13 protein-coding genes and 1 rRNA gene are annotated in these 21,964 nt (G+C 43.9%); 7 read left to right on the top strand and 7 right to left on the bottom strand.

Features of this window, described 5'->3' with window-relative positions:
* Nucleotides 1-259 precede the first annotated feature (259 nt).
* Together MLE17_RS14990 and MLE17_RS14985 are read right to left on the bottom strand one after the other, a co-directional pair.
* Nucleotides 260-640: a hypothetical protein gene (locus MLE17_RS14990; RefSeq protein WP_243349521.1), complete on the bottom strand. Its 381-nt coding sequence runs from the start codon at nucleotides 638-640 to the stop codon at nucleotides 260-262.
* Nucleotides 637-1,194 carry an RNA polymerase sigma factor gene (locus tag MLE17_RS14985; RefSeq protein ID WP_243349627.1) on the bottom strand — a complete coding sequence of 186 codons (558 nt, stop codon included), beginning with the start codon at nucleotides 1,192-1,194 and terminating at the stop codon, nucleotides 637-639. Before MLE17_RS14985 ends, MLE17_RS14990 begins: the two co-directional genes overlap by 4 nt.
* Nucleotides 1,195-1,338: 144 nt before the next feature.
* Here MLE17_RS14985 and MLE17_RS14980 point away from each other — a divergent pair, with 144 nt between their 5' ends.
* The gene (locus tag MLE17_RS14980) at nucleotides 1,339-1,758 is read left to right on the top strand and encodes a DUF6249 domain-containing protein (protein ID WP_243349626.1); all 420 of its coding nucleotides are present in this window, start codon (nucleotides 1,339-1,341) and stop codon (nucleotides 1,756-1,758) included.
* A 418-nt stretch (nucleotides 1,759-2,176) separates the two neighbouring features.
* Here MLE17_RS14980 and MLE17_RS14975 read toward each other — a convergent pair whose 3' ends face one another.
* From MLE17_RS14975 to MLE17_RS14965, 3 genes are all read right to left on the bottom strand, one after another.
* Nucleotides 2,177-3,121, bottom strand: a complete 945-nt coding sequence (locus MLE17_RS14975) for a tetratricopeptide repeat protein (protein ID WP_243349520.1) — start codon at nucleotides 3,119-3,121, stop codon at nucleotides 2,177-2,179.
* Nucleotides 3,122-3,286: 165 nt separating this feature from the next.
* A complete protein-coding gene (locus MLE17_RS14970) occupies nucleotides 3,287-4,396 on the bottom strand; it encodes a hypothetical protein (protein ID WP_243349519.1) in 1,110 nt (369 codons plus the stop codon).
* A gap of 464 nt (nucleotides 4,397-4,860) precedes the next feature.
* Entirely contained in the window at nucleotides 4,861-5,094 is a 234-nt protein-coding gene (locus tag MLE17_RS14965; protein WP_243349518.1) for a hypothetical protein, read from the bottom strand.
* Between the two features lie 326 nt (nucleotides 5,095-5,420).
* On the opposite strand from MLE17_RS14965, the gene phrB reads away from it, so the two are divergent.
* On the top strand, nucleotides 5,421-6,776 hold the full coding sequence (gene phrB, locus MLE17_RS14960; RefSeq protein ID WP_243349517.1) for a deoxyribodipyrimidine photo-lyase: 1,356 nt from the start codon (nucleotides 5,421-5,423) through the stop codon (nucleotides 6,774-6,776).
* A gap of 412 nt (nucleotides 6,777-7,188) precedes the next feature.
* Here phrB and MLE17_RS14955 read toward each other — a convergent pair whose 3' ends face one another.
* Both MLE17_RS14955 and MLE17_RS14950 read right to left on the bottom strand, forming a co-directional pair.
* Nucleotides 7,189-8,097 carry a PorP/SprF family type IX secretion system membrane protein gene (locus MLE17_RS14955; protein ID WP_243349516.1) on the bottom strand — a complete coding sequence of 303 codons (909 nt, stop codon included), beginning with the start codon at nucleotides 8,095-8,097 and terminating at the stop codon, nucleotides 7,189-7,191.
* 13 nt (nucleotides 8,098-8,110) lie between these two features.
* Nucleotides 8,111-14,320, bottom strand: coding sequence for a PKD domain-containing protein (locus MLE17_RS14950; RefSeq protein ID WP_243349515.1), 6,210 nt, complete (start codon nucleotides 14,318-14,320; stop codon nucleotides 8,111-8,113).
* Between the two features lie 307 nt (nucleotides 14,321-14,627).
* On the opposite strand from MLE17_RS14950, the gene MLE17_RS14945 reads away from it, so the two are divergent.
* The 5 genes from MLE17_RS14945 to MLE17_RS14925 form a co-directional block, all read left to right on the top strand.
* A complete protein-coding gene (locus MLE17_RS14945) occupies nucleotides 14,628-15,227 on the top strand; it encodes a TetR/AcrR family transcriptional regulator (RefSeq protein ID WP_243349514.1) in 600 nt (199 codons plus the stop codon).
* Between the two features lie 149 nt (nucleotides 15,228-15,376).
* A complete protein-coding gene (locus MLE17_RS14940; protein WP_243349513.1) occupies nucleotides 15,377-16,729 on the top strand; it encodes a TolC family protein in 1,353 nt (450 codons plus the stop codon).
* 16 nt (nucleotides 16,730-16,745) lie between these two features.
* On the top strand, nucleotides 16,746-17,801 hold the full coding sequence (locus tag MLE17_RS14935; RefSeq protein ID WP_243349512.1) for an efflux RND transporter periplasmic adaptor subunit: 1,056 nt from the start codon (nucleotides 16,746-16,748) through the stop codon (nucleotides 17,799-17,801).
* Between the two features lie 51 nt (nucleotides 17,802-17,852).
* Nucleotides 17,853-20,984 (top strand): efflux RND transporter permease subunit, encoded by a 3,132-nt coding sequence (locus MLE17_RS14930; protein ID WP_243349511.1) that lies wholly within the window; start codon nucleotides 17,853-17,855, stop codon nucleotides 20,982-20,984.
* An 871-nt stretch (nucleotides 20,985-21,855) separates the two neighbouring features.
* A 16S ribosomal RNA gene (locus MLE17_RS14925) occupies nucleotides 21,856-21,964 on the top strand; the annotation flags it as partial.

Genomic DNA, 21,964 nt, shown 5'->3' with positions numbered 1-21,964 from the left:
TTTAGAATTCGATGAATTCTGCATTCCTATAGACTGCAAGAAAAACGATAGTCTTAGGCTCATTGAGCTTTTTCGAATATGACAGCTACAAGCTGTCTCTGTTTTGGGCACGGGTTACGCTTTCGCTAAACCCGCGCCTGAAGTTACTTTTCAAACTCGCGCGAAAGAGGAGCTCAAGACTCTTGCGCTATACACGGCATGTATTTATACTTGCGTGAAAAGGGAGGCCACCGGTCATACATTTAGCTTATTCTCACCATCAATGGGAATGCTTCAGGTACTTATCTTTCTTTTTCTCTCTCAGGTGACGGAAGAAATAGTCAAGTCCCAACAATAATAAAGCAAGAAACGCAATGTAAGCAAAAAAGAGATAGTGCGATGCAGGACCGGAAACAATATGAAATACCGGCATTCGAAAGGCTATGTCTGAAGTGATATAATCCCTGAGAAGATAAATCGCCATAGCTACCAGCCCCAATGAAACGACAGATATTATACAGATATTGACGATAAAAGCCCGTTTCTCTTTTTGGGCAGCAGCCTCCGATATCTTCTTCATCAGCTGAGTATTAAAATCAGCCGAAAGCGGCGGTGCTTCAAACTTATCCAATGCTTTGATTATAGCTTTATCCCGTTTCATGATGGTTTGTTTATATCCATTAATACATACAACTTTTTTCTGACCCTGAAGAGTTTAATCTTCACATTGTCAGTGGACATTTCCAGAATGGATGCCACTTCCGCAATCGGTTTGTTTTCTGAATAGTAAAGTGTGATCAACATTCTTTCTTCTATATTCAGCTTACCAATGGCAGTTTCGAGTTTATGCAACAGTTCTTCATTTGCATCTTCTTCGAAAGCAGCTTCCGCAGCATCATCAGAAACCCGGTCGATAATAGCCTCATCTATAACCGGAAACACAATCCGGGTTTTCCGGGTGGCAGACACTGCCGTGTTATAGGCGATGCGAAAAAGCCAGGTAGAGAAGCTGCAATCACCTTTAAAGGAATCCAGTTTCCTGAACGCTTTCATGAAAGTGTCCTGTGTCAACTCTTCAGCATCTTCCCGGGAAGGAATTATCCGCGCAATTAGCGAATATATAGAACGGCTGTAGCGATTGAGAAGAGACGAAAACAAATAAGTCTCTCCATTGCAAATGCGTTGAATATATTTTAATTCCTCCTGATTGTCCATATAGAGAATAGACGCAATGGTTCCGGTTTGGTTACAGTCTTGAATAGGAAAAATAAAAAACAGACAAATCCTGTAACCGTTTTCGTGAAGTTGCGTCAAACCTTGCAAAGAACCAAATTATTCACCTAAAATGAAAACACTATGATGGAATTTATTACAGTCCCTTTGGTTGTCGGGATCATTACCCTGGGAATTTACAAACTGTTTGAACTTTTTGCACGAAGAAAAGAGCGTCTTACGATTATTGAAAAGCTCGGTGATAAACTTGACCCTTCGATGCTCGAATTAAAACATTCGCTTCCGATAAGACTGGAAGGATTGCAAAGATTCGGAACTCTGAAAATCGCCTGTTTATTACTGGGCATCGGATTGGGCTTGTTGATCGGTTATTTTATCTGCCTAAACACTGTGGTGGGATTCAACTATGAGAATATGAGCCATAATGCCTATGAGGCAGTAGGAGTTATTTATGGTGCTTCGGTACTACTATTCGGCGGACTGGGATTATTGATTGCTTTTATTGTGGAAATGAAGTATTTGCACAAGAAGAATTCAGAAGAGTAAATACGTACATGCTCACTTTATTCAATGCTCCGACTTAAACTATTGTGGTAAGTCGGAGCATTTATTTTGTCTGATAATAGGGTATAAATATCACATTCCCCGGTTGGATGGAGCCTATCTACCACCCAATCCCAAAACATTTAATTTTCGCAGTCTGCCGTTAAACATATGGCTCCGCCTACTCCCACTAGCGCGAGATTAGCGAAGCATATCTCGTGCTGGAAATCCAAACAGCTTGTAGCTGTTTTAGAATTCGAAGAATTCTGTACTCCAGAAGGCAACAACTTAGGCGCATTGAGACTTTTCAAATACGACAGCTACAAGCTGTCTGAGTTTTGGGCACGGGTTACGCTTTCGCTAAACCCGCGCCAGAAGTTACTTCTTAAACTCGCGCGAAAGAGGGGTTAGTGCTAGTACTTTATATTTCATTAAGTTGTTTCTCAAATCGATTTACAAGTTCTGCATAGTCAAGCCTTTGCTCTTGTTTTATGTCAGCAAGAATTTCAAGTCCAACTTCTTTTCGTCCGCTAATAATACTTGACTGTACAAGATTAAGTGCAGTATTAATTCCATGTTGTTTTATGTTGAATAGTGGAAATACAAGCTCAAATACTTCTTCAACTCTATTGTTTTTGCCGAGATCACCGGAAATCATCAACATAGCGTCACTATACTTAGAAGCTACACTTAAGACTGATTTATACATTGTTTTCGCTTCTTCAAATTTTCCATTCTCTAATAGATCTCTTGCGATCCAAAGTTGTGGTCGCCAACTACCTGGAATCATAGATAAACTGTCTAAAATCTTTAGTCTGTCGGTGTTTCCACCTTTCTCGTAATGAATTGCTGCAATCCAAATGATTGCATTTTCTTGATTCGGGTCAGTTAATAATGCCTTCCATAATGTGTCATATGATAGTTTTTCATCTCCTTTCTCTGCGTACACTTTTGCTAAATTTGTCTGTAAGTAGCCGTCATTAGGGAATAATTCAATCGCTTCTTTAAATGTCTTTTCAGATAATTCAAGCTTATTGTTTTTCAGATAGACTAAGCCTAGAATTAAAATTGCTCTTTGTTTGTCAAAGTCAATTTCAAATAAGTGTTGGGCTGGTAAAATCGTAGAATCATAGACTTCGTCTTGTAAACACATTACAATCAAACTATATAGGTCATCTGGTTTGTTCCATACTTTCTCAAATTCCGTCGGGAGAACGTTGTCAATCCAATACTTCTGAGTAATAGCGTATTGATTACCATCTTTGTCATAAACGGTAATTTTCTTTTCTGTATTCTCTTGTGTTGTTGAGTTTGGAATCTCTTCTCTTTTCGTAATCAGTCCTTTAATCTTATTCAGAATGCTCATGTTTTTATTTTTTTAGTACTGCACCTAACCGACTGAGGCTATGGGCATTTGGCGGGTTGCGGGAGCATTCGCTGTCGCACTGCGACAAAGTGAATGCGGGAGCAAAACCTGCTAAATGCACGTCAGCCAGCCAATGACCATAGGCGGGTGTTATGCGTTCGTTTTTTATATTTTCAATTTCAAATATTTGTTTGTTTTGAACCTCACAAATATCATGTCGCCTTTAAGATAAATTTCGTCTACATATATGCCAAAAGTCCTCAAACTGAACTTTTTTATACGTTTCAACTTTCCGTCTGTAGTGTCCCATAGTTCAATAAAGTCAGTGCCGTCTGTGTATGAGCCTTCTTGACAAAGTAATTTGTCGCCGAAAATCATTGGATTCCCAACCAATGTGTCTATTTTATTCAGATTCTGGTTGACTATATAATAATAGTCCTGAAGTTCATCTTCTCCTTTAATCAAAATCCATTCGTACTTCTTATCTTGTCCAATTACAATATAGTTTATCGGATTATCAATGTTAGCGTTATCATGAAATTCAATCGCTGAGTTACCAATAGGTACTTTTATTGTTTTATTTTTCTTCTTTATTGTAGAAGGTTGACTGATTCTGCTATAAATCACTTTGTTGGAATAAAATTCCAAACTGTCTATTTTAGTAATCTTTCGACTAATACTGGAAGAATTAAATGGTCTAAATATCTCTTGCGCTTCAAATTCGTTATATGTGTTTATAATCAGAGCACCATTTTTACCATAGTTGTCACCCCAAATTTTGGTGGCAGAATAAGAGTCGAGTTTGTTTATTTCTTTTATTCGCTTGTTTGTAATTCTTTGTAAAGTCTTTGAATATGAATCACAGGGACTTCCATTTATAAGATAAAAAATTTCCTCATTTGGATTCAAAAATCTATAAGCTTTTATGTCAATAAAGTTTCCTTGTGGAAGCAAATCCATGTCTTTGATTTTCAATTCGTAAAAAGCTCTATTGCATCCGAATCGTTTTAGAATCGTGTCTTTTGGTAATAGAGTTCCTTTTAAAGTGTTTTTGTCAATCGACACAGAATCAAAAAAGTCCGTTGGTCCTATTAAAATCCAGTCGTTAATAATGATTTTGTCTCCTTTCTCGAATCTTGATTTCAAAGAGTCGAATGAGATTACTTGGTTTTCTACTGTTGTTGTCTGTTTAGGTTTTGTCGCACACAATGAACAACCAGTGAAAATCAGTCCACAAGTCGATAAAATAGCGAGTATTCTTATCTTCGTTTTCATTTTTTTAAAATGACGCATAAATCCCCCTATACGCAACTCATTCCTGTATGCGCAATAGCATTGCGCATATTTCCGCAATACAAACAGCATAAAAAATTATTATACCGCTATTTTCCAAGCGATTATACAAATTTGTTATTTTCAAGCAGTTGCGCATACAGAAATCTGGGCTGCTATATAGAAGCGTTGTTTTTTGTTCTTAATCTCAGTGTTTACATTTTCAAGCGCATGTTTAACGAAGCATCTCATGAAACCATCAGGATTGTGCCACAAATCCCAACCGCTTATAGCCACGTCAAAGCCCCCTTCCCCCACAAAAGTACACACATTTCCAAATCTTTTACCAAATCACACCAATAAAACACAAAAGAAACAAACAATTTTACTCCGGCAACAAATCACATTATTGTCGGGCGTTAATGGCTTGCAATAATTGCATTGTGATTGATAAGGATTATGTAGTGCTATGCTCCCCCATCAAGGCACAATGGAGTGGCAGTATAGGGTAATACCGCTTCATTACTGTCCATTTTCGGCCAAACACTGAACATTATCGGAGCTACAATGGACATTACAGTCGGAATAATGTACAATGTAGCTTCTACATTATACATTATTGGAGCTACAATGCGTATTGTAGCTTCTACATTGTACAATATTGAAGTAATTTTGTCCATTGTAGTTCGAATAATGTCCATTGTAGCTCGAATAATGGACATTATTGGTTCTACAATGTACATTATCGGCGCTATAATGTACATTGAAGCTCGAATAATGTTCTCTATTTTCGCAATAATCTTAAGTAGCCAAATAGTAATCCGCTGATATTCAACGATCATATAATTCCCATTTGGTTGTTGCCTATCCGCCACTCAATCCCACAACATTTAATTTCCGCAGTCTGCCGTTAACGTATGATTCCGCCTACGCTTTCTTTAAAAACAAGCCTATGGCTTGTACTTTTCAGTGCCTCTCATCAACTTCATTGCGTTACTTTTGTTTTAAGCAAAAAACTCAATCTGATATGTCAGACCGCATTAACCTACTCAATAACCAATCCGTTACAGACAGCAAGCTGGTCATCTACTGGATGAGCCGTGATCAGCGGGTGTGGGACAATCACGCACTCTTGGCTGCGGCCCAATTGGCGGCTGAAAGCAATAGAAAGCTCCGCGTGCTCTTTTGTCTGGATGAAAAGTTCCCCGGAGCCAACCTGCGTTCGTTTGATTTTATGTTGAGGGGACTGGAGCAGGTGGCGCAGGGATTGTCGGAGCTGGGGATTCGCATTGAATTGCTTCGGGGGGAACCCTCCGTTGAGGTGGTCCGGTATCTGAAGGCAAATGATTGTGCTGCATTATTCTCCGACTTTGATCCATTGCGGGTTAAGCGGCAGTGGAAGGAGGAGGTCAACCGGGAGATTCATGTTGCCCACTTCGAGGTGGATGCGCACAATATCGTTCCCTGCCGGGTGGCTTCACAGAAGCAGGAGTACGGGGCTTACACGCTCCGTCCGAAGATCAACCGGCTGCTTCCTTTTTACCTGAATGACCTATCGGAGCTTTTGGTGCAGGAAGAGCTTTTGAAGCGGGTAGGGGAAGGAAGTGCTGCAAAAGTATTTTCTGCAAACGCGCTGTTGGACGAGATGCAGTTGGCTCGCACCGTGTCCGCTTTATCTCTACCATCGGGGGAAGAGGCTGCCCGTGAAGCGATACAGCACTTTATCTCTGGAAGGCTGGCTGGTTATGACGAACAGCGCAATCTGCCGGAGCTGGACCATCAGTCCGATTTGTCACCCTATCTCCATTTTGGACAGTTGTCGGCGCAAAGGTTGACGCAGGAAGTACAGCAAGCCGATGTTCCGGAGAATGACCGGGCTGCTTTTCTTGAGCAGGTCATTGTGCGGCGGGAGCTATCGGATAACTTCTGCTATTACAATACTAGTTATGATCGTTGGGAAGGTGCTCCGGATTGGGCAAAAGAGACCTTGCTATCTCACGCTGCCGACGAACGGGAATATCTCTACGAGCTGTCACAGTTTGAAAATGCAGAGACGCATGACCCACTCTGGAATGCGGCTCAGGTGCAACTGCTCCGTTCGGGAAAGATTCATGGATATATGCGGATGTATTGGGCGAAGAAGATTCTGGAATGGACGCCTTCACCGCAGGAAGCACTGCAAATTGCCATTTACCTGAATGATAAATACGCCATCGACGGACGCGATCCGAACGGATATGTCGGTTGCCAGTGGGCCATCTGTGGATTGCATGACCGCCCCTGGACGACTCGCCCCGTATTTGGTAAAATCCGTTTTATGAATGATAAGGGGTGTAAGCGGAAGTTTGATGTGGAGAGATATATCGGGATGTGGGGGCGCTAGTGTTCTGGCCGCTTCAGGCCGCTTGACACGTAGTAAGAAGATTTTTTATGCAGTTCTAATCATTGTTGCATACTGTGATTTCTGCATTGTTATTTCAGGAGAAGCGGTTCCAAGCACTGATTATATTCGATAATAATCGCGGTTACAAACCGCGACACCCGTTTGTTCTTACAAATGAATAAAGTTTATGAATAAGTAGAATCTCTTGGGTGAAGCGTCCGCGATAGCTATCGGGATCAAACCGCTGATTTAATGAAAATAATATTGCGGTACGACAATTATCCAGAGGCTCGCTCATAGAGAGCCTCTGATATTCCCATTCGAAGCTTTCGCTCATAGAGAAAGCTTCGATAAAAGAGTGTGTCTATTTTCAATCCGGATAGCGGCTTAAAGCTGCTGGCCGGTATAGGGGCTAATACTGATTACACCGGCAATTAATAATCTTATTCAGCTTTAGTACGAGGATCAGTTCGTGCGTACCAGCAGAATTGCGGCTGATGCCGCTGATGTTGAAGTCGCAGCTGTAGGAGAGATAGAGTGAGCTGCCCAGATTGATCCCGAAGATCGCGCCCATTTCACGCATGGTACGGTAAAAGATTCCGAAGTGCATCAGGTCTTCCTGGTCATAGTTCTTAAGAAATCCAGTAGCATTCACCTCCATCTGGTAGAGATTGCCAGCCTGGATACCACTGATACCTGCGCCCGTATCAAGCAATGTACCGTTACGGGTCCGGTATTTTCCATACAAAAAAGTAGTATAAGGATATTGCTTCGCCTTCTCTTGGGAGAAAATGGAGAATAGATTCTGTCCCGATGCCCCGAATCGCCATTGGGTACTGACCAGTTCGGCTCCCACCTCCGAACTATAGTCATTCGTATTTTGCAGAATCTGATAGACTTTCGTTTCGGGAATGGTTCCGGTATTTATTTTATCTACATCATAAGAAAGGCTGTGCAGGTTGCCGGCAAGTCCCATGTTGAGTGTCCAGATATCATCGAGCTTTACGGCATAAGCGTATGAGAGTGCAACGTGGGTCGTCGAGGTATAACCGATATTGTCCCGAAACAAACGCACCCCGAGCTGGGTGTTAAACTTCTCGATATACGTAGTCGCCGAAGCATACATCGTATTGGGCGCTCCGGGGAAACCAATCCACTGCTTGCGGTCTCCCAGGCTCACCAGTACACGGTATTGGTTGTCAATGGCAGCAGGGTTGATGCTGTAAAGATTCTCCCAGTAGTTGTTTAACCGGATATTCGACTGGGCAGCAGCCCCGATCGTCACGATATTCAGCAGGAATATGTATAGAATTCGTTTCATACGCTCCATGATTTTATCGAACGACCGTTACATAACCGGTTTTGTATTTCAATCCGGTTTTAGTCAAATATTGCAACACGTAGAAATAGGTGTCGTTGGATACGTGTTTGCCTTTGTAGGTTCCGTCCCAACCTTCTGTTCCTTCATATAAAAGCAGTCCATTGCGGTTGAAAATCTGAATATGCCAGTTTTTCATGAAGATATCATTATCTCCGTCACCGTTGGGGGTAAAGGTGTTGGGCAGTTGCGGCCCCGTCACCCAGATGCGTTTGGTCGCCCACTCCGTACAACCGTTGGGATTGATTACCTTCAGCTTAATGGTGTAGAATCCGTCGTGGGTGATGTTGAAGGTGTGTTCCAGATGATTGCCCTGCACCTGTGTACTATCATCAAAATCCCAGAAATAGAGAGACCCCGGTATGTCTTCTGTCCAGACCTGAATCGTCGGATTTTCCGGAGTAACTTCTTCCTTATCGGACTGGATGGTATAGTTGAACAGACCGAGATATTTGGCCGTGAAGTTGAGGGAGCCTGAACATCCTGCTTTCGAAATGCCGGTTACACTGTAACTTCCCGCTTCGTAAATCATCATGCTATCGGCAGTTGAACCGTTTGCCCACCTGTACGAATCGGCGCCACTGACATGCACCGTGATGGTATCTCCCTGACAGAATACGGGCTCGCGGTCGAGTTTAAGCGTAGGCGACTCTTCGGCTACTATGATTTGCTCATAAACTGCATTGCAAAGAATATCTTTCACCGTAACTCGCACCCGATAGCTACCGGCTTTGGCAAATGAGTGCGATGGACTTTTCGACGTAGAGCTGCCTCCGTCTCCGAAATCCCAATTGTAACTATCCCCACCGCTTTGATCAAAAGGAGATACGGCATCAAACTGGAAGGTATGCGCGTTGCAATCCAGCAACTGATAGCTGATTCCGGCAAACGGTATGGTGACATAGAATGAATAATCGATAGTGCAACCGATAGCATCTTTGACATGAAGCAGGACAATACCGTTTTGGGTAGTCTCCATGATTTCACCGTTTGCACCGCTTGTTGTGCCGCCTGACCAGGTGAATTGATAAGGAGGAACGCCTCCCGTGGCCTGGGCGGTATTGATTTGGCTTAATACCCCGGTAGAGCAGTTGTAGTCCCGCTTTTCCGCCACGGTTACTGTGAGCGGTGCCGGACGTTTGACGGTATATTGTGCCGTTTTGGTACAGCCGCTGGAGTCAGTGACTATTACGATGTATGTACCGGCAATGAGATTTGCCAGGTCTTGGGTTGTTTTTCCGTTTGACCAACTGTAGGTGAATGGCGGGGTGCCACCATTAACAGTCAGGTCAATGGCTCCGCTGCTGATGTTGTTACAATCCAGCGCATCGGTGATACCGGCTGTAAGTACCAGTTCGTCCGGTTCCTGAATGACAAATGTCCGGTAAATGTTGCAGGGCTGGGCATCGGTGATGGTCACGGTATAAGCACCCGGGCCCAGATTGTTACGTGTTGTTCCGGCAGTAGGATTATCATCCCACACCAGTTTGACAGGCGCTTTTCCTCCGACAAAGTTCAGGCTGATGCTGCCGTTGTGTGCACCGTGGCAGGAAACATTCTTCACCACCGGAGAGACTTTGAAGAGTGTTGCTTCGGGGATGTTTACATGAATAGTTTTGTGGCAATTGTTGGCATCGGTCACAGTGATGATGTAATTTCCGGCAGAGAGATTATCCTCATATAACCCCTGGCTGAAATCGCTCCATTGTGCGCTATATGGTGGAATGCCACCGGTAACATCAAGTTTGATGGATGCGTTATTGTCCCCGTAACAGGTGATAGGGGTGGTTGTCACTTTGATATCCATAGCCGGGGGCTGATTGATCGTAACAGAGAGGTTCTGCATACAACCGTTCTTATCGGTTACGGTCACGTGGTAATTTCCGGCAAACAGACCGGTTTGATTGGCTTTGGTGCTGGTAAATCCGTTTGGGCCCGTCCAGGTATAGTTATAATCAAACACACCGGGCGTTTTTTCTATCGGAGTTCCCCCCGATGCCTGAATCAGGATTACCCCGGTTGAATCACCGTTACATTTGAGTTCGGTCTGACTAATCAAAACAACGGATAGTCCGGTGGGTTCGGTGATGGAATAGGAAGCCGTTTTCGGACTGCAATTATTCTTATCGGTGATTGAAACAACATAAGTTCCCCGAGCCAGTCCACTGATATCTTCAGATGTTGAAAAGTTGGCTCCGTCTTTTGTCCAGCTGTAAACATAAGGAGGTGTTCCTCCGCTTACCGTAATGGATACCGAGCCATTATTCGCCCCGTTACAGGAAACGTCTTTTTGCGAATCGGTCTGGATAACCACTTCAGCCGGTTGGGTAACCGTATAGGTAGTTGTAAACGGACGGCTGCTCGCGTCTTCGATTTTCAGGGTATATATGCCCGGCGTCAGATTGGTAATGGTGGCGGTAGTAGAGGTGAAGCCGTTCGGACCACTCCAGGTGATGTGATATGGCTCCCCTGTCGTAAATGGCATTCCACCCTCGATAGAGGTTTGAATGGATCCGTTGTTTACCCCGTAACAGGTACAATTAGTTACGACTGCTTTGGGATTGATCAGCGGAGTAACATTTACCGTCAACTTAAATGGCTGTCCCGTACAACCGTTTGCTGATGGAGTGATGGTATAGGTGGCAGAGGCCGGAGCCGTGGTTATGTTTTTTAATGTTTGGGAAATGGTGGTCTGGGGAGTACTTTGGGCGCTTCCTCCTGTTAAGGTACCTGCCGGAGCAATAACCGGGGCGCTCCAGGTGTAGGTTGTTCCTGTCGGCACAATATTAACGCCACTATTTACGGGAGTATAATTGAACGGCACTTCACTAGCCACTTCGATGGTGGTATCGGAAATCACGGGATACGCGTTGACCGTAACCGATGCGGTATTGGAAACCATGATATCACATCCACCGGAACTCAGTTTAATTATGCAGTAGTAGTAATTCGTACTGACGGAATCTGTCCGTGGGGTATATGTTGAGCCGGTTGCCCCGTTAATGGGAGTTCCCGTTAAATTACTGTTTGTTGAATTACTATACCATTGATAAGAAGGTGTGCCTACCCCATTGGTATAAGTTACAGATAGCGTTGTGGCTGCATTTCCCAGACAGACTGTGCTAGATGCCGGTTGTTTCGTAATGGTGGGAGCTGCATTTACTTTTACCATCGAGGCTGAAGTAATTGCATTACATCCGGGACCGTTAGGTTGGGTTATGATACAATAATAATAGGTGGTGCCAATGGTTGAGGTTGATGGAACATAAATAGAATCATTGGCTCCGGTGATGGGGGTGCCGGAAGTGGTATTATTGGCACTATTTCTAAACCATTGATAAGCAAACGACCCCAATCCTCCACTTACAGAGACTGACAGAGCTTCTGAACTGGTATTCTGGCATAGTTCCTGAGTGGCTAAAGGTTGTCTGGTTACTACAGGGTCAGCGACCACTTCGATTTCAGCTGTGTTACTGGCGACTTTTCCGCAATTGTTTCCGGAATAGGAAACTTCGACGTAATAGTAATATTTCCCCGTTGAGGTAAATACAGGAGGGGTAAATGTTGACAGGTTTGCTCCACTGATTGGTGTGCCGCCGCTGTTTGTGTTCGTGGTATTCTGATACCATTGGTATATAACTGTACCGGCACCTCCTTTTACAGAAAGTGTTAGTGGCGATTTTATGGTTCCACCCACGCAGACCTGTTGGTTGGTGAGGAGTTGTGTCTTAATGACGGGAATGGAATCAACGGTAACGAATGCCGTATTGGAGACCAAATCAGAGCATTCGCTGGATGGAAGTGATATTTTGCAATAATAATAGGTTGTACCTGCGTTATCTACCGATGGGGTATATGCAGAGAAGGTCGCACCGGGTATGATTATTCCGGTTAGGTTATCGTTGAGGATATTGCTATACCATTGATATGAAGGTGTACCTGTCCCGTTTTCATACGTAACGGATAAGTCGGTGGCTTTTCCACCCAGACAGACATAGCTGGATTGAGGCTGGTCTTTGATTCTCGGCGCCGGATTTACAGTAACCACATAGTTGGTCACCGGACCGGTACATCCGTTGGATGGCGTAATAGCAAAAGTGACTATACCGGGGGTAGTACCGGTCGTATAAAGAGTTTGTGCAGGGATTGTATTTCCAGAGCCGGCCGTGTATCCGCTGGTACCGGCTGTTCCCGTTGCTGTCCAGGTAAATGTTGTTCCGGAGAGGCTTGCAGTTAATGGAATAGCGACTGTTGGAAATCCGGAACAGATCGTTTGTGCCAAAGAGGTATTGGTAACGGTTGGAACTTCTTTGACAGAGAAGTTTTTTGAATCGGAAACAGCCACATTACATTCATTTGTTACCGTAAGGGAAACGGTGTAAGTCCCCGGTCCACTGTATGTAACCGTTCCCGGATTTTGGCTTGATGAGGTCGCCGGTGTACCGCCGGGGAAACTCCATGCATAGGTCAATGTCCCTGCATCGGGAGTACAACTGTTGATCACTGCGGTTGGAGTGATTGAAGCAGTACCACATGCTGTAGGAATGGTGTTAATGAAAACGGTAGGCGGTTTCTTGACCGTTATGATTTTGCTGAATGACAGGGTACCACAGGTGCTGGTAGTGGTTAACGTCAGTGTATATTTCCCCGGATTAGTAAAACGTATTGAAGGGGATGCAGAAGTGGAAGTTCCGCTCGTGTAGTTAAATGCCGACGATGTTCCGCAGTTTGCGGCAGTGTAGCTGATTGCCCATGAATAGGTCGGAGGTACACAGCTTTTAGAGACATCGGTTGTATTGGCTATTGTCACATCCAGTGGTGCACATCCGCTTTCGTTGTTCACAGTAAATTGTGGAACCAGGGGGGCTTCCACACAAATGGTTTTTTCTTTCTGGCTGATGACTCCACAACGATTTCCGGTTTTCAGCGCTATGGTATAGGTGCCCGGAATGGAAAACTGGGGGCATATTTGTTCGGATCCAGATGTCCATAAGGAAGGATCTGACAGTCCCATATCACTACCTAATGTGCCGGACGCCAAAGTAACTCCGGTTGATGGAGTTATGGACCAGACAATATTCGGGCTCAGGCATTTTGTGGCTGTAGCTATAGTCCCTCCCTGGGTTGTGTCTAATATACAAATCGGAGTATTTGTACAGGTGGAGGTTTTGGGCAATATAAAATCGGCTATTGGGGTCGTGGATACATAAATGGGAACCACTCCGACTGCAGAAGTGCCGCATGGATTGCTGGCTACAATATTGGCTGAAAATGAATTTGGGAAAGCGATCGTTCCGTTTGAACTGGTTGTTCCGCAAGAGGATTTTACAAATGTATGTTTTACAGAAGCAGGTGGTGGATGATTAAAGACCTGTTCGGTTGAGCCATCATTGAAGGTAACGGTATAGGTTGTACCGGGAGGGTTGTTTTGCGTACCGGTAATGGGAAATTCTACCACATTATTGCTGCAAATATCTGTATTACCGGGGTTTCCCAACGATACAGCCGGGTTTGAACCGACAAATACGATGTATGTCTTTGTGATAGGGCAACTGTTTGAACCCTCTACGGTATATTTCAGATACCATAATCCAATCTGGTAAGTATGTGTGGTTGATGTCCAGTCTGTCTGGATAAAATCAGCAGAACCATCACCCCAGTTGATTGTATATCGGGTATTGTTGGCTTTTGTGGTTGAGGCATTTGTGAAAAAGAACGTTGAAATCGTGTTACTGCAAACTTTGAAAGCGGGAGTTCCATTAAAAAACTCACCGGAACCTGTACCGTTCAAAGTCGGATCAGGGGATTGAGTTACGGTTACATCTTTAAATACAGACAATGATGTGTCCTTATCGGAAACCGAAAGTTTGACTTTGAATGTTTTAGAGGTGGTACCGAAAGATTCAAATTTATGGGTTGGGCTTACAGCTGTAGAGGTGTTTCCATCCCCGAAATCCCAACTAAATGTGTAGCCGTTTCCACTTACTGAAGGGGTAAATGTGACATCGGTACCTGAGCATGGATTGTTTGGCGAATAGGTAAAATCAATTGTTGTGAGCTGGTTGGCGCTTAATGCTACAGATTGTTTTGTGGCAGACAGAGTCGAGGCAATACAATCAGGGACTGTAACCAGTAATATAAGTAAGATAATGCTATAAAGTCTCATATTTACAATGAATTGAACGTTTTGCCAAGAGTATCTACTCAAAACTCTATACCCTGATATTCAATTCAAACATATAATTTATTCTGTCTGTTTATCGCAAGTAACATCATTAACTTTTCGGGTCAGTTTTTCGCAAACAGGTTTAATTCAATTCGTTTTTTTTGCTTATACTCTTATCCTGAATCTGATCATCCGGAGTGTTGTGATACAACATGAAGATGTGTTAATTCTTAATGATTTACCCATTGATATTGAATTAACCTCTACCTTTGTCTAACAATGTTAGAAATAATAACAAGAATATAATATGGGGCATATAGAACGCAAGCAACGCGATAAAGAAGCTAACCGGCAAAAGATTCTGGATGCAGCCCGGAAGATTGCAGCCTCGGAAGGCTGGGCTGCGGTGACTATCCGCAAAATTGCGACCGAGATAGAATATACACCGCCGATTGTGTATGAGCATTTCGAAAATAAAGAAGATTTATTGCATGAAATCATCAAGAGTGGTTTCAGGGAATTGCATCATAAGTTTACAGAGGAACGTCAGACAGAAACAGACCCCAAGGCATTGATAATGAAATTGTCACTGAATCACTGGGATTTTGCCTTTCAGAACCAGGAACTTTACCAGTTGATGTTTAGCCTTGAACGGCCTGTGCATGATGAGGAGATGCTGGCTCGTTTTTTTGAGATTAAAGAGTTGTTTGTGCAGTTAACCGGCAAAACAGAGGATGATGTACTGGAGATAATATTCAACTGGATGTGTCTGAAAAACGGTACAATCTCTTCATTTATGAAAATGAAAATGCCTCCGCCGTCATCTATTGTGAAGACTTATCGTGAACCCCGTGAGGTATATATTGGCTTCATCGAACGGTTTCTCAATAGCATTGCGAAATATTAGTTATCCTGAAAATCGGTTCGTTTATCGGTAAATTTCGCTTGTAAGTAGAAAATGTAAGTCTCAAATCATTCAATGAGTTTACTTTTGCATCATTCAATAGGTATTTGTTTTTTGTAATCTAACAAAGTAAGATTTTATTACGTAGGTATATGAGGAAAAGAAAGATGGTTTGGTTATTGTGCCTGAGTGCTAGCCCCTGGCTGACATTCGGGCAAAGTTTTTCGTTGAAGGAGTGCATTGATTATGCGCGCAATAACAACGGAAATCAGAAAATTGCTGGCTATGAAACAGCTGTTGCGCAGAAAAAAGTAGGTGAGCAGATTGGGACGATGTTGCCGCAGATTGATGGTTCGGCATCATACACTGACAACCTGAAGCTTTCAACCACCCTTTTACCGGGTGAATTAATGGGAAAACCGGGTGAAAAAATCGCTGTTCAGATGGGAATCAAACACAACCTGACAGCCGGAGTGCAGTTGAATCAGAAGATTTTTGACCCGACTGTGGTTGTAGCACTCAAAGCCGCGAAGGTGAATGAACAATATTCCAATCAAAGCCAGCAGAAGACTACCGAGCAGACGACTTACAATGTAAGTTCAACTTATTATCAGACTTTGGTTATTGCAAAAAGAAGCGGAGTCCTGCGTGCAACGCTGACTGCTTCTGAGAAATTGCTGGCTTCCACCGAGTTGAAGTACAAAAACGGGATGGCCAAAAAGATTGATGTGGATAAAATCCGCGTCAGCTGCAACAATACCCGTTCGCAACTGGAGCAGAGCGAATTGAGTTACCAACAGTCATTGAATATGCTGAAATATCAGATGGGTATGCCGGTGGATTCTCCTATTTCACTGTCTGATACCACGGCTTTAGATATTGATATCGACCGCGAATATCTGGCTTCAAAAAGTGACCTGAATGTAGAGAACCGTGTAGATTACCAATTGCAAAAGACAAATATAAAAGTTCAGGAGTTGGATAAACAACGCAATGTGGTGGGTTATTTGCCTACATTGAGTTTCAATGCGGCATATAACTATAATGCTATGCGCAAAGAGTTTAACTTCTTCGATGGCAATCAGCCCTGGTTCAATAGTTACAACATCGGATTTACTTTCAAAGTGCCAATTTTTGATGGATTACAAAGAAAGTCGCGTATTGCCCAGTCCCGCTTAAATATCACCAAAGCGCAGGAAAATCTTCGCCTGACCGAGCAATCCATCAAGGTGAATGTCTCCAACTACGAGATTCAGTATAAAAATGCGATTGACAACATCCGCAACGAGAAGGAAAATTTGGATTTGGCACAAAACGTTTACTCCAACACCCAGTTGCAATACAACGAAGGAATCAGCACGGCGCTCGAACTGGTTCAAGCCGAAAGTTCGCTGCGTGAATCGCAAAACAACTATTTCAACAAACTTTTCTCACTCTTTATCGCCCGTCTTGATTTGGAACAATCAAAGGGTACTTTAATGAATTACATCAACAACATAAAATAAATCAGACGTTTAGACTATGAAGAAGATAATAACCGGCGTAATTATTCTGGCGCTCATCCTGGCTGCCGGATTCAAAATGAAGGCAAATCACGATAAGATAAATTCAACGAAAAACCTGAATAGCGGTATTTCGAGCGTTATCAGTGTGCAGACCTACACCGTGCAACCGATGGAAATCAGCCAGGCGCTCAATCTGGTGGGAACGCTTTCACCTAACTCAGAAGTGAATATCGCTGCTGAAGCTCAGGGTAAAATCACAACGTTGAATGTTGAGCCTGGTCAGGTAAAAAGCCAGGGAGCGGTCATCGCGTCTATCGACAGTAAGCTCAAACAACTGGCAGTTCGTTCTGCAAAGGTGGCATTGGCGAAGCAAAAACGTGACCTTTCCCGCTACGAAAACCTTTTGAGAGGCGGTAGTGCTACCCAACAACAGGTGGACGATGCCCGCACTGCTTTGGAAAATGCAGTTATCACCCTCGAGCAAGCTCAGAAGCAATTGACCGATGCTACCGTAAAAGCGCCTATCAGCGGTGTGATTACAAAGAAATTGGTGGATAAAGGTGCATTTATTAATGTGGGAACCGCCATCGCTTCTATTGTGGATATTTCCAAACTGAAGTTGAAACTGAGTGTTTCGGAGAGCAATGTGTATAAGATTAAGTTAGGTGAAAAAGCGACCATCACTACCGATATTTATCCGGGTGAGAATTTTGAGGGTAGAGTGACCTTCGTGAGTGCAAAAGGTGATGAAAGCCACAATTACGATGTGGAGATTCAGGTAGTGAATAGCAAAAAGAGTCCATTGAAAGCCGGAACATTTGCCAATGCATTAATCGACCAACCGGCTGTAGGCAAGAAACTCTACATTCCGCGTGAAGCTCTTCAGGGAAGCACCCGTGATGCAAAAGTTTATGTGGATGAAAACGGCAAAGCGCATTTGCGTAATATCGTTGTGCGGGAAGCGGATAACAAATATCTTGAAGTTCAGTCAGGTCTTAACGAAGGTGACGTAGTGGTTACTTCCGGCCAGATTAATCTCGAAGACGGCAAAGCCATCAAAGTAGCAAACTAAATTTCAGCCATTTATAAATCGTAAATGGTAAATGACTAAATTGTAAATGCAATGATTTCCATAACAAATATTGCCATAAAACGCCCCACGCTGGTGGTTGTACTTTTTACCGTACTGGGGCTGCTGGGAATCTTCAGTTATACTCACCTGAAGTATGACCTGGTTCCCAAAATGAATATTCCGGTGGTGACCGTTATTACACAATACCCCGGAGCATCAGCTGCCGAGGTGGAGAGTTCGGTGACCAAGAAAATCGAGGATGCCATTTCCTCTTTGGAAAATGTAAAAAGCATCCAGTCTTCGTCTATGGAGGGCGTTTCAACTGTAACGATTGAGTTGCAGGCTACTGCCGATGCCAATCTGGCTTTGCAGGATGCACAACGTAAAATCAATGCCAATCTTTCCCAACTACCTACTGGTGCCAAATCCCCAACGTTGAATAAATTCTCGTTGGACGATATGCCCATTATCAAGTTGGGGATAACGGGTAAAATGCCCGCAACGCAACTTTACCGCCTGATTGATGACCAGATTAAACCGCAAATCGCCAAAATCAATGGGGTAGGGCAGGTAAATCTGATTGGAGGTACCGACCGCGAAATCAAGATTGACATCAATAAGGAGAAGCTTCAAAGCTATAATCTCACTATTTCACAGGTTTACCAGGCAATCGGTAATGCCAATCTGGAATTACCGACCGGTAAAATCGAAGGAAACACCAAGCAATACTCTGTTCGTTTAGCCGGAAAAGCACATTCACTCGATGATTTTCGTAACGTGGCGATTTCAAAGTCAGCGACCGGAAGTGTCGTGAAATTGATGGATATTGCCGATGTGGTGGATGGAAGCGCTGAAGTGACCAACCTGAATCGCATTAATGGTCTGTCATCTATCGGTGTTCAGATTCAGAAGCAATCCGATGCCAATACCGTTGAGGTGAGTAAGCTGGTTCGTGAGCAATTGGCAAAGATTGAAACACAATACGCTGCGCAACAAATCAAGTTCGATATTGCATCCGATACCTCTATATATACATTGGCTTCGGCACATGGCGTAATGGAGGACCTTTTGCTGGCGATTATCCTGGTGTCTATCGTGATGTTCCTCTTCCTGCACAGTTACCGCGACTCGTTGATTGTGTTGGTTTCTATTCCGGCTTCTATCGTTTCGGTATTTGCCGCGATGTACATCTTCGACTTCTCGCTCAACCTGATGACGCTGATGGCGCTTTCGCTTGTCATCGGTATCCTGGTGGATGACTCTATTGTGGTACTTGAAAATATTCACCGACACCTGCACATGGGTAAAGACCCGCAGCGTGCAGCATTGGAAGGACGTAACGAAATCGGCTTTACCGCAGTAGCGATTACGATGGTGGACGTGGTGGTATTCGTACCGCTTTCACTGGTGACCGGTATGATTGGAGGTATGTTGCGCGAATTCTCGCTGGTTATTGTATTCTCTACCCTGATGAGTTTGTTTGTATCGTTTACCATTACTCCGCTTTTGGCTTCCCGTTTTGGTCGAATCGAGCATTTGAATAAATCCTCTCTCTTAGGCCGCCTGGCATTAGGCTTCGAATCGCTCTTTGTCAAAGTGACTCATACTTACGAAAAAGCTCTGAAATGGGGTTTAGGTCACCGCAAAACCGTGTATGCAATTACTACCGTGCTGCTCATCTCATCTTTTGCTCTGGTGGCAAAAGGCTTTATCGGAGCCGAGTTTATGACTAATGGTGACCGAGGAGAGTTTACCATCAAGCTTGAAGGCGACCCACAGAATACCATTTACCAAACCAACATGCTAACCCAAAAGGTGGAAAAAATCCTTTACAGCAAACCGGAAGTGGTAAAAGTATTTTCCAATATCGGATTCTCCAGCGGACAGGCCGGACTGGGAACAAGCGAACAGAATAAAAGTGAAATTACGGTGACGCTTATTCCGAAAGAAGAACGCAAACAGACTGTTCAGGAATATGCCGCGATGATTAAAGATGAGTTACAGCAAATTCCCGGTATTAAAGTAACGGCAACAGCAACCTCGCTGATGGGTAATGCCGATGATGCGCCGATTCAGGTGTTGCTACGCGGTCCGGAAGTGGACAAATTGTTTGTTATGGCCGATAGCGTCATGAAGGTAATGAAAACTGTGCCGGGAACCAGCGACGTGAAGCTTTCTATAGATAAAAGTAAGCCGGAGCTGCAAATTGCACTCGACCGTGATAAAATGGCCTTGCTGGGACTTTCGGTAAATGATGTGGCTAATACGCTTCGTCTGGCATTCGCCGGAAATACCGACCTTCAGTTCTCAGAGTTGGGCAAAGACTACGATATTAATGTCCAGTTTGACCTGGCAGACCGCCGTCAGGTGGAAAACCTGAATGCTCTTACCGTTAAGAATAGTGCAGGCAAATTGGTGCAGTTGTCCGATTTTGCAACGGTTCACCAGTCATTAGGGCCAAATAAACTCCAACGTTACGACCGTATCTCTTCGCTGACAATAAATGCAGCTGTGTTTGGTCGTCCCGTGGGAACCGTAGGACAGGAGATTAAAGACCTCGTTGCGAAAGAAATTCATCCGGGCAACATTACCATCGATTATAAAGGTCAGCTCGAGCGTCAGTCCGAAGCATTCGGGAGCTTGTTCCTCGTTATCGGGGCGGCGCTCATCTTCGTGTACCTTATTATGGTTGCGCTTTACAACTCCTATTTATATCCGTTCGTGGTGTTGTTTTCCATTCCGGTGGCGATTATCGGAGCCTTGATAGCGTTGGCCATTTCGGGTAAAACCATTTCGATATTCACCTTTATCGGTTTTATCATGCTGATTGGTCTGGTGGCGAAAAATGCCATTCTGATTGTCGACTTCACCAACCACTTGCGAGCCCGTGGCCTTGGAGTCACCGAAGCCCTCATCGAAGCGGGCAAGGAGCGCCTCCGTCCAATACTGATGACCACTTTCGCGATGATTTTCGGTATGCTACCCATAGCGCTGGCCACCGGAGCCTCTGCTGAAAGTAAAAACGGCCTCGCCTGGGCAATTATCGGAGGACTTTCCAGTTCTTTATTATTGACACTAGTGCTTGTTCCATCCGTTTATGTAACGATGGAAAAAGGAAAAGCCTTCTTCAAACGACTCTTCCGCAAGAAAAAACCTGCTTCGCTGGAGTTGTACCCCGACTGATTTCATTCTTTAATTTTGCAAATTTTCCCACGGCTCTGTCTTCTTCGGAATGCAGAGCCGTTTTTCTCGATCCCTCAGTCCTTCATTCCCTCAATCCCTATCCTTAGGGCGCGTCCCTCCGGTGGTCGTGTCGGGCTATCCGCTTCAGTCCTCGCTCGCGCACTCGCTGCGGGCTTTCCGCTGCTATCCCTCGCGCAGAAGTCACCTTCAGGCTCTCCGATACCCCACCAAACCTCCAGGGTTTCCAAAACCCTGGAGGTTTATTAAACCCCATCTTTACCAAAGTTTCGAACTTTGGTAAAGTTTTTCCCCACAAAATATCCCCCAATCCGTAATCAATCCTCAAAAATTCCTCCATTTGGAAACAAAACGCACCCACTGAAAAATAGAATTTCAACCCGTTTTCCTCTCAATCTCTACAAATCGCCACTCCCTCCGTCCCTCACCCCCCACAATCCCTATACTTACGCTCAGTAGGTTATGTTCTTTAACAGAAAAAAGGCGTCGTATAATTTGGAGCGAATAGATAAACCGACTACTTTTGCACTCGCTAAACAGGAAGGGCAGCGGCCCAACGAAGATTGCTTGAGACTTTTGGAAATAAAAATCTGAAAAGATTTGGAAGATAAAAAAGAAAAGCGTTATCTTTGCAGCCGTTTCGCTAAAACTTTTGGTGGAGCAAAATGAAAAGAGTTCATTGAAGAAATTATAGATAGACAAGTAGTACAAAAACTGCTTTGTTCAATAAAGACCAGTGATGGTAAAGAATAAAGCAAGGGAAAAATTAAACCGTCAATTAGCAATAATTGGAGTAAGGATTAACTTGAAGGTATTAAAACGATTGGTTTACCAATCACAAAAAACAAATAATACAACGAAGAGTTTGATCCTGGCTCAGGATGAACGCTAGCGATAGGCCTAACACATGCAAGTCGAGGGGCAGCACTTCGGGTGGCGACCGGCGCACGGGTGAGTAACGC

The sequence above is a fragment of the Parabacteroides sp. FAFU027 genome, assembly GCF_022808675.1.
Lineage (GTDB): Bacteria > Bacteroidota > Bacteroidia > Bacteroidales > UBA7332 > CAXXIC01.
This window is presented reverse-complemented; position numbering and strand designations above follow the sequence as displayed.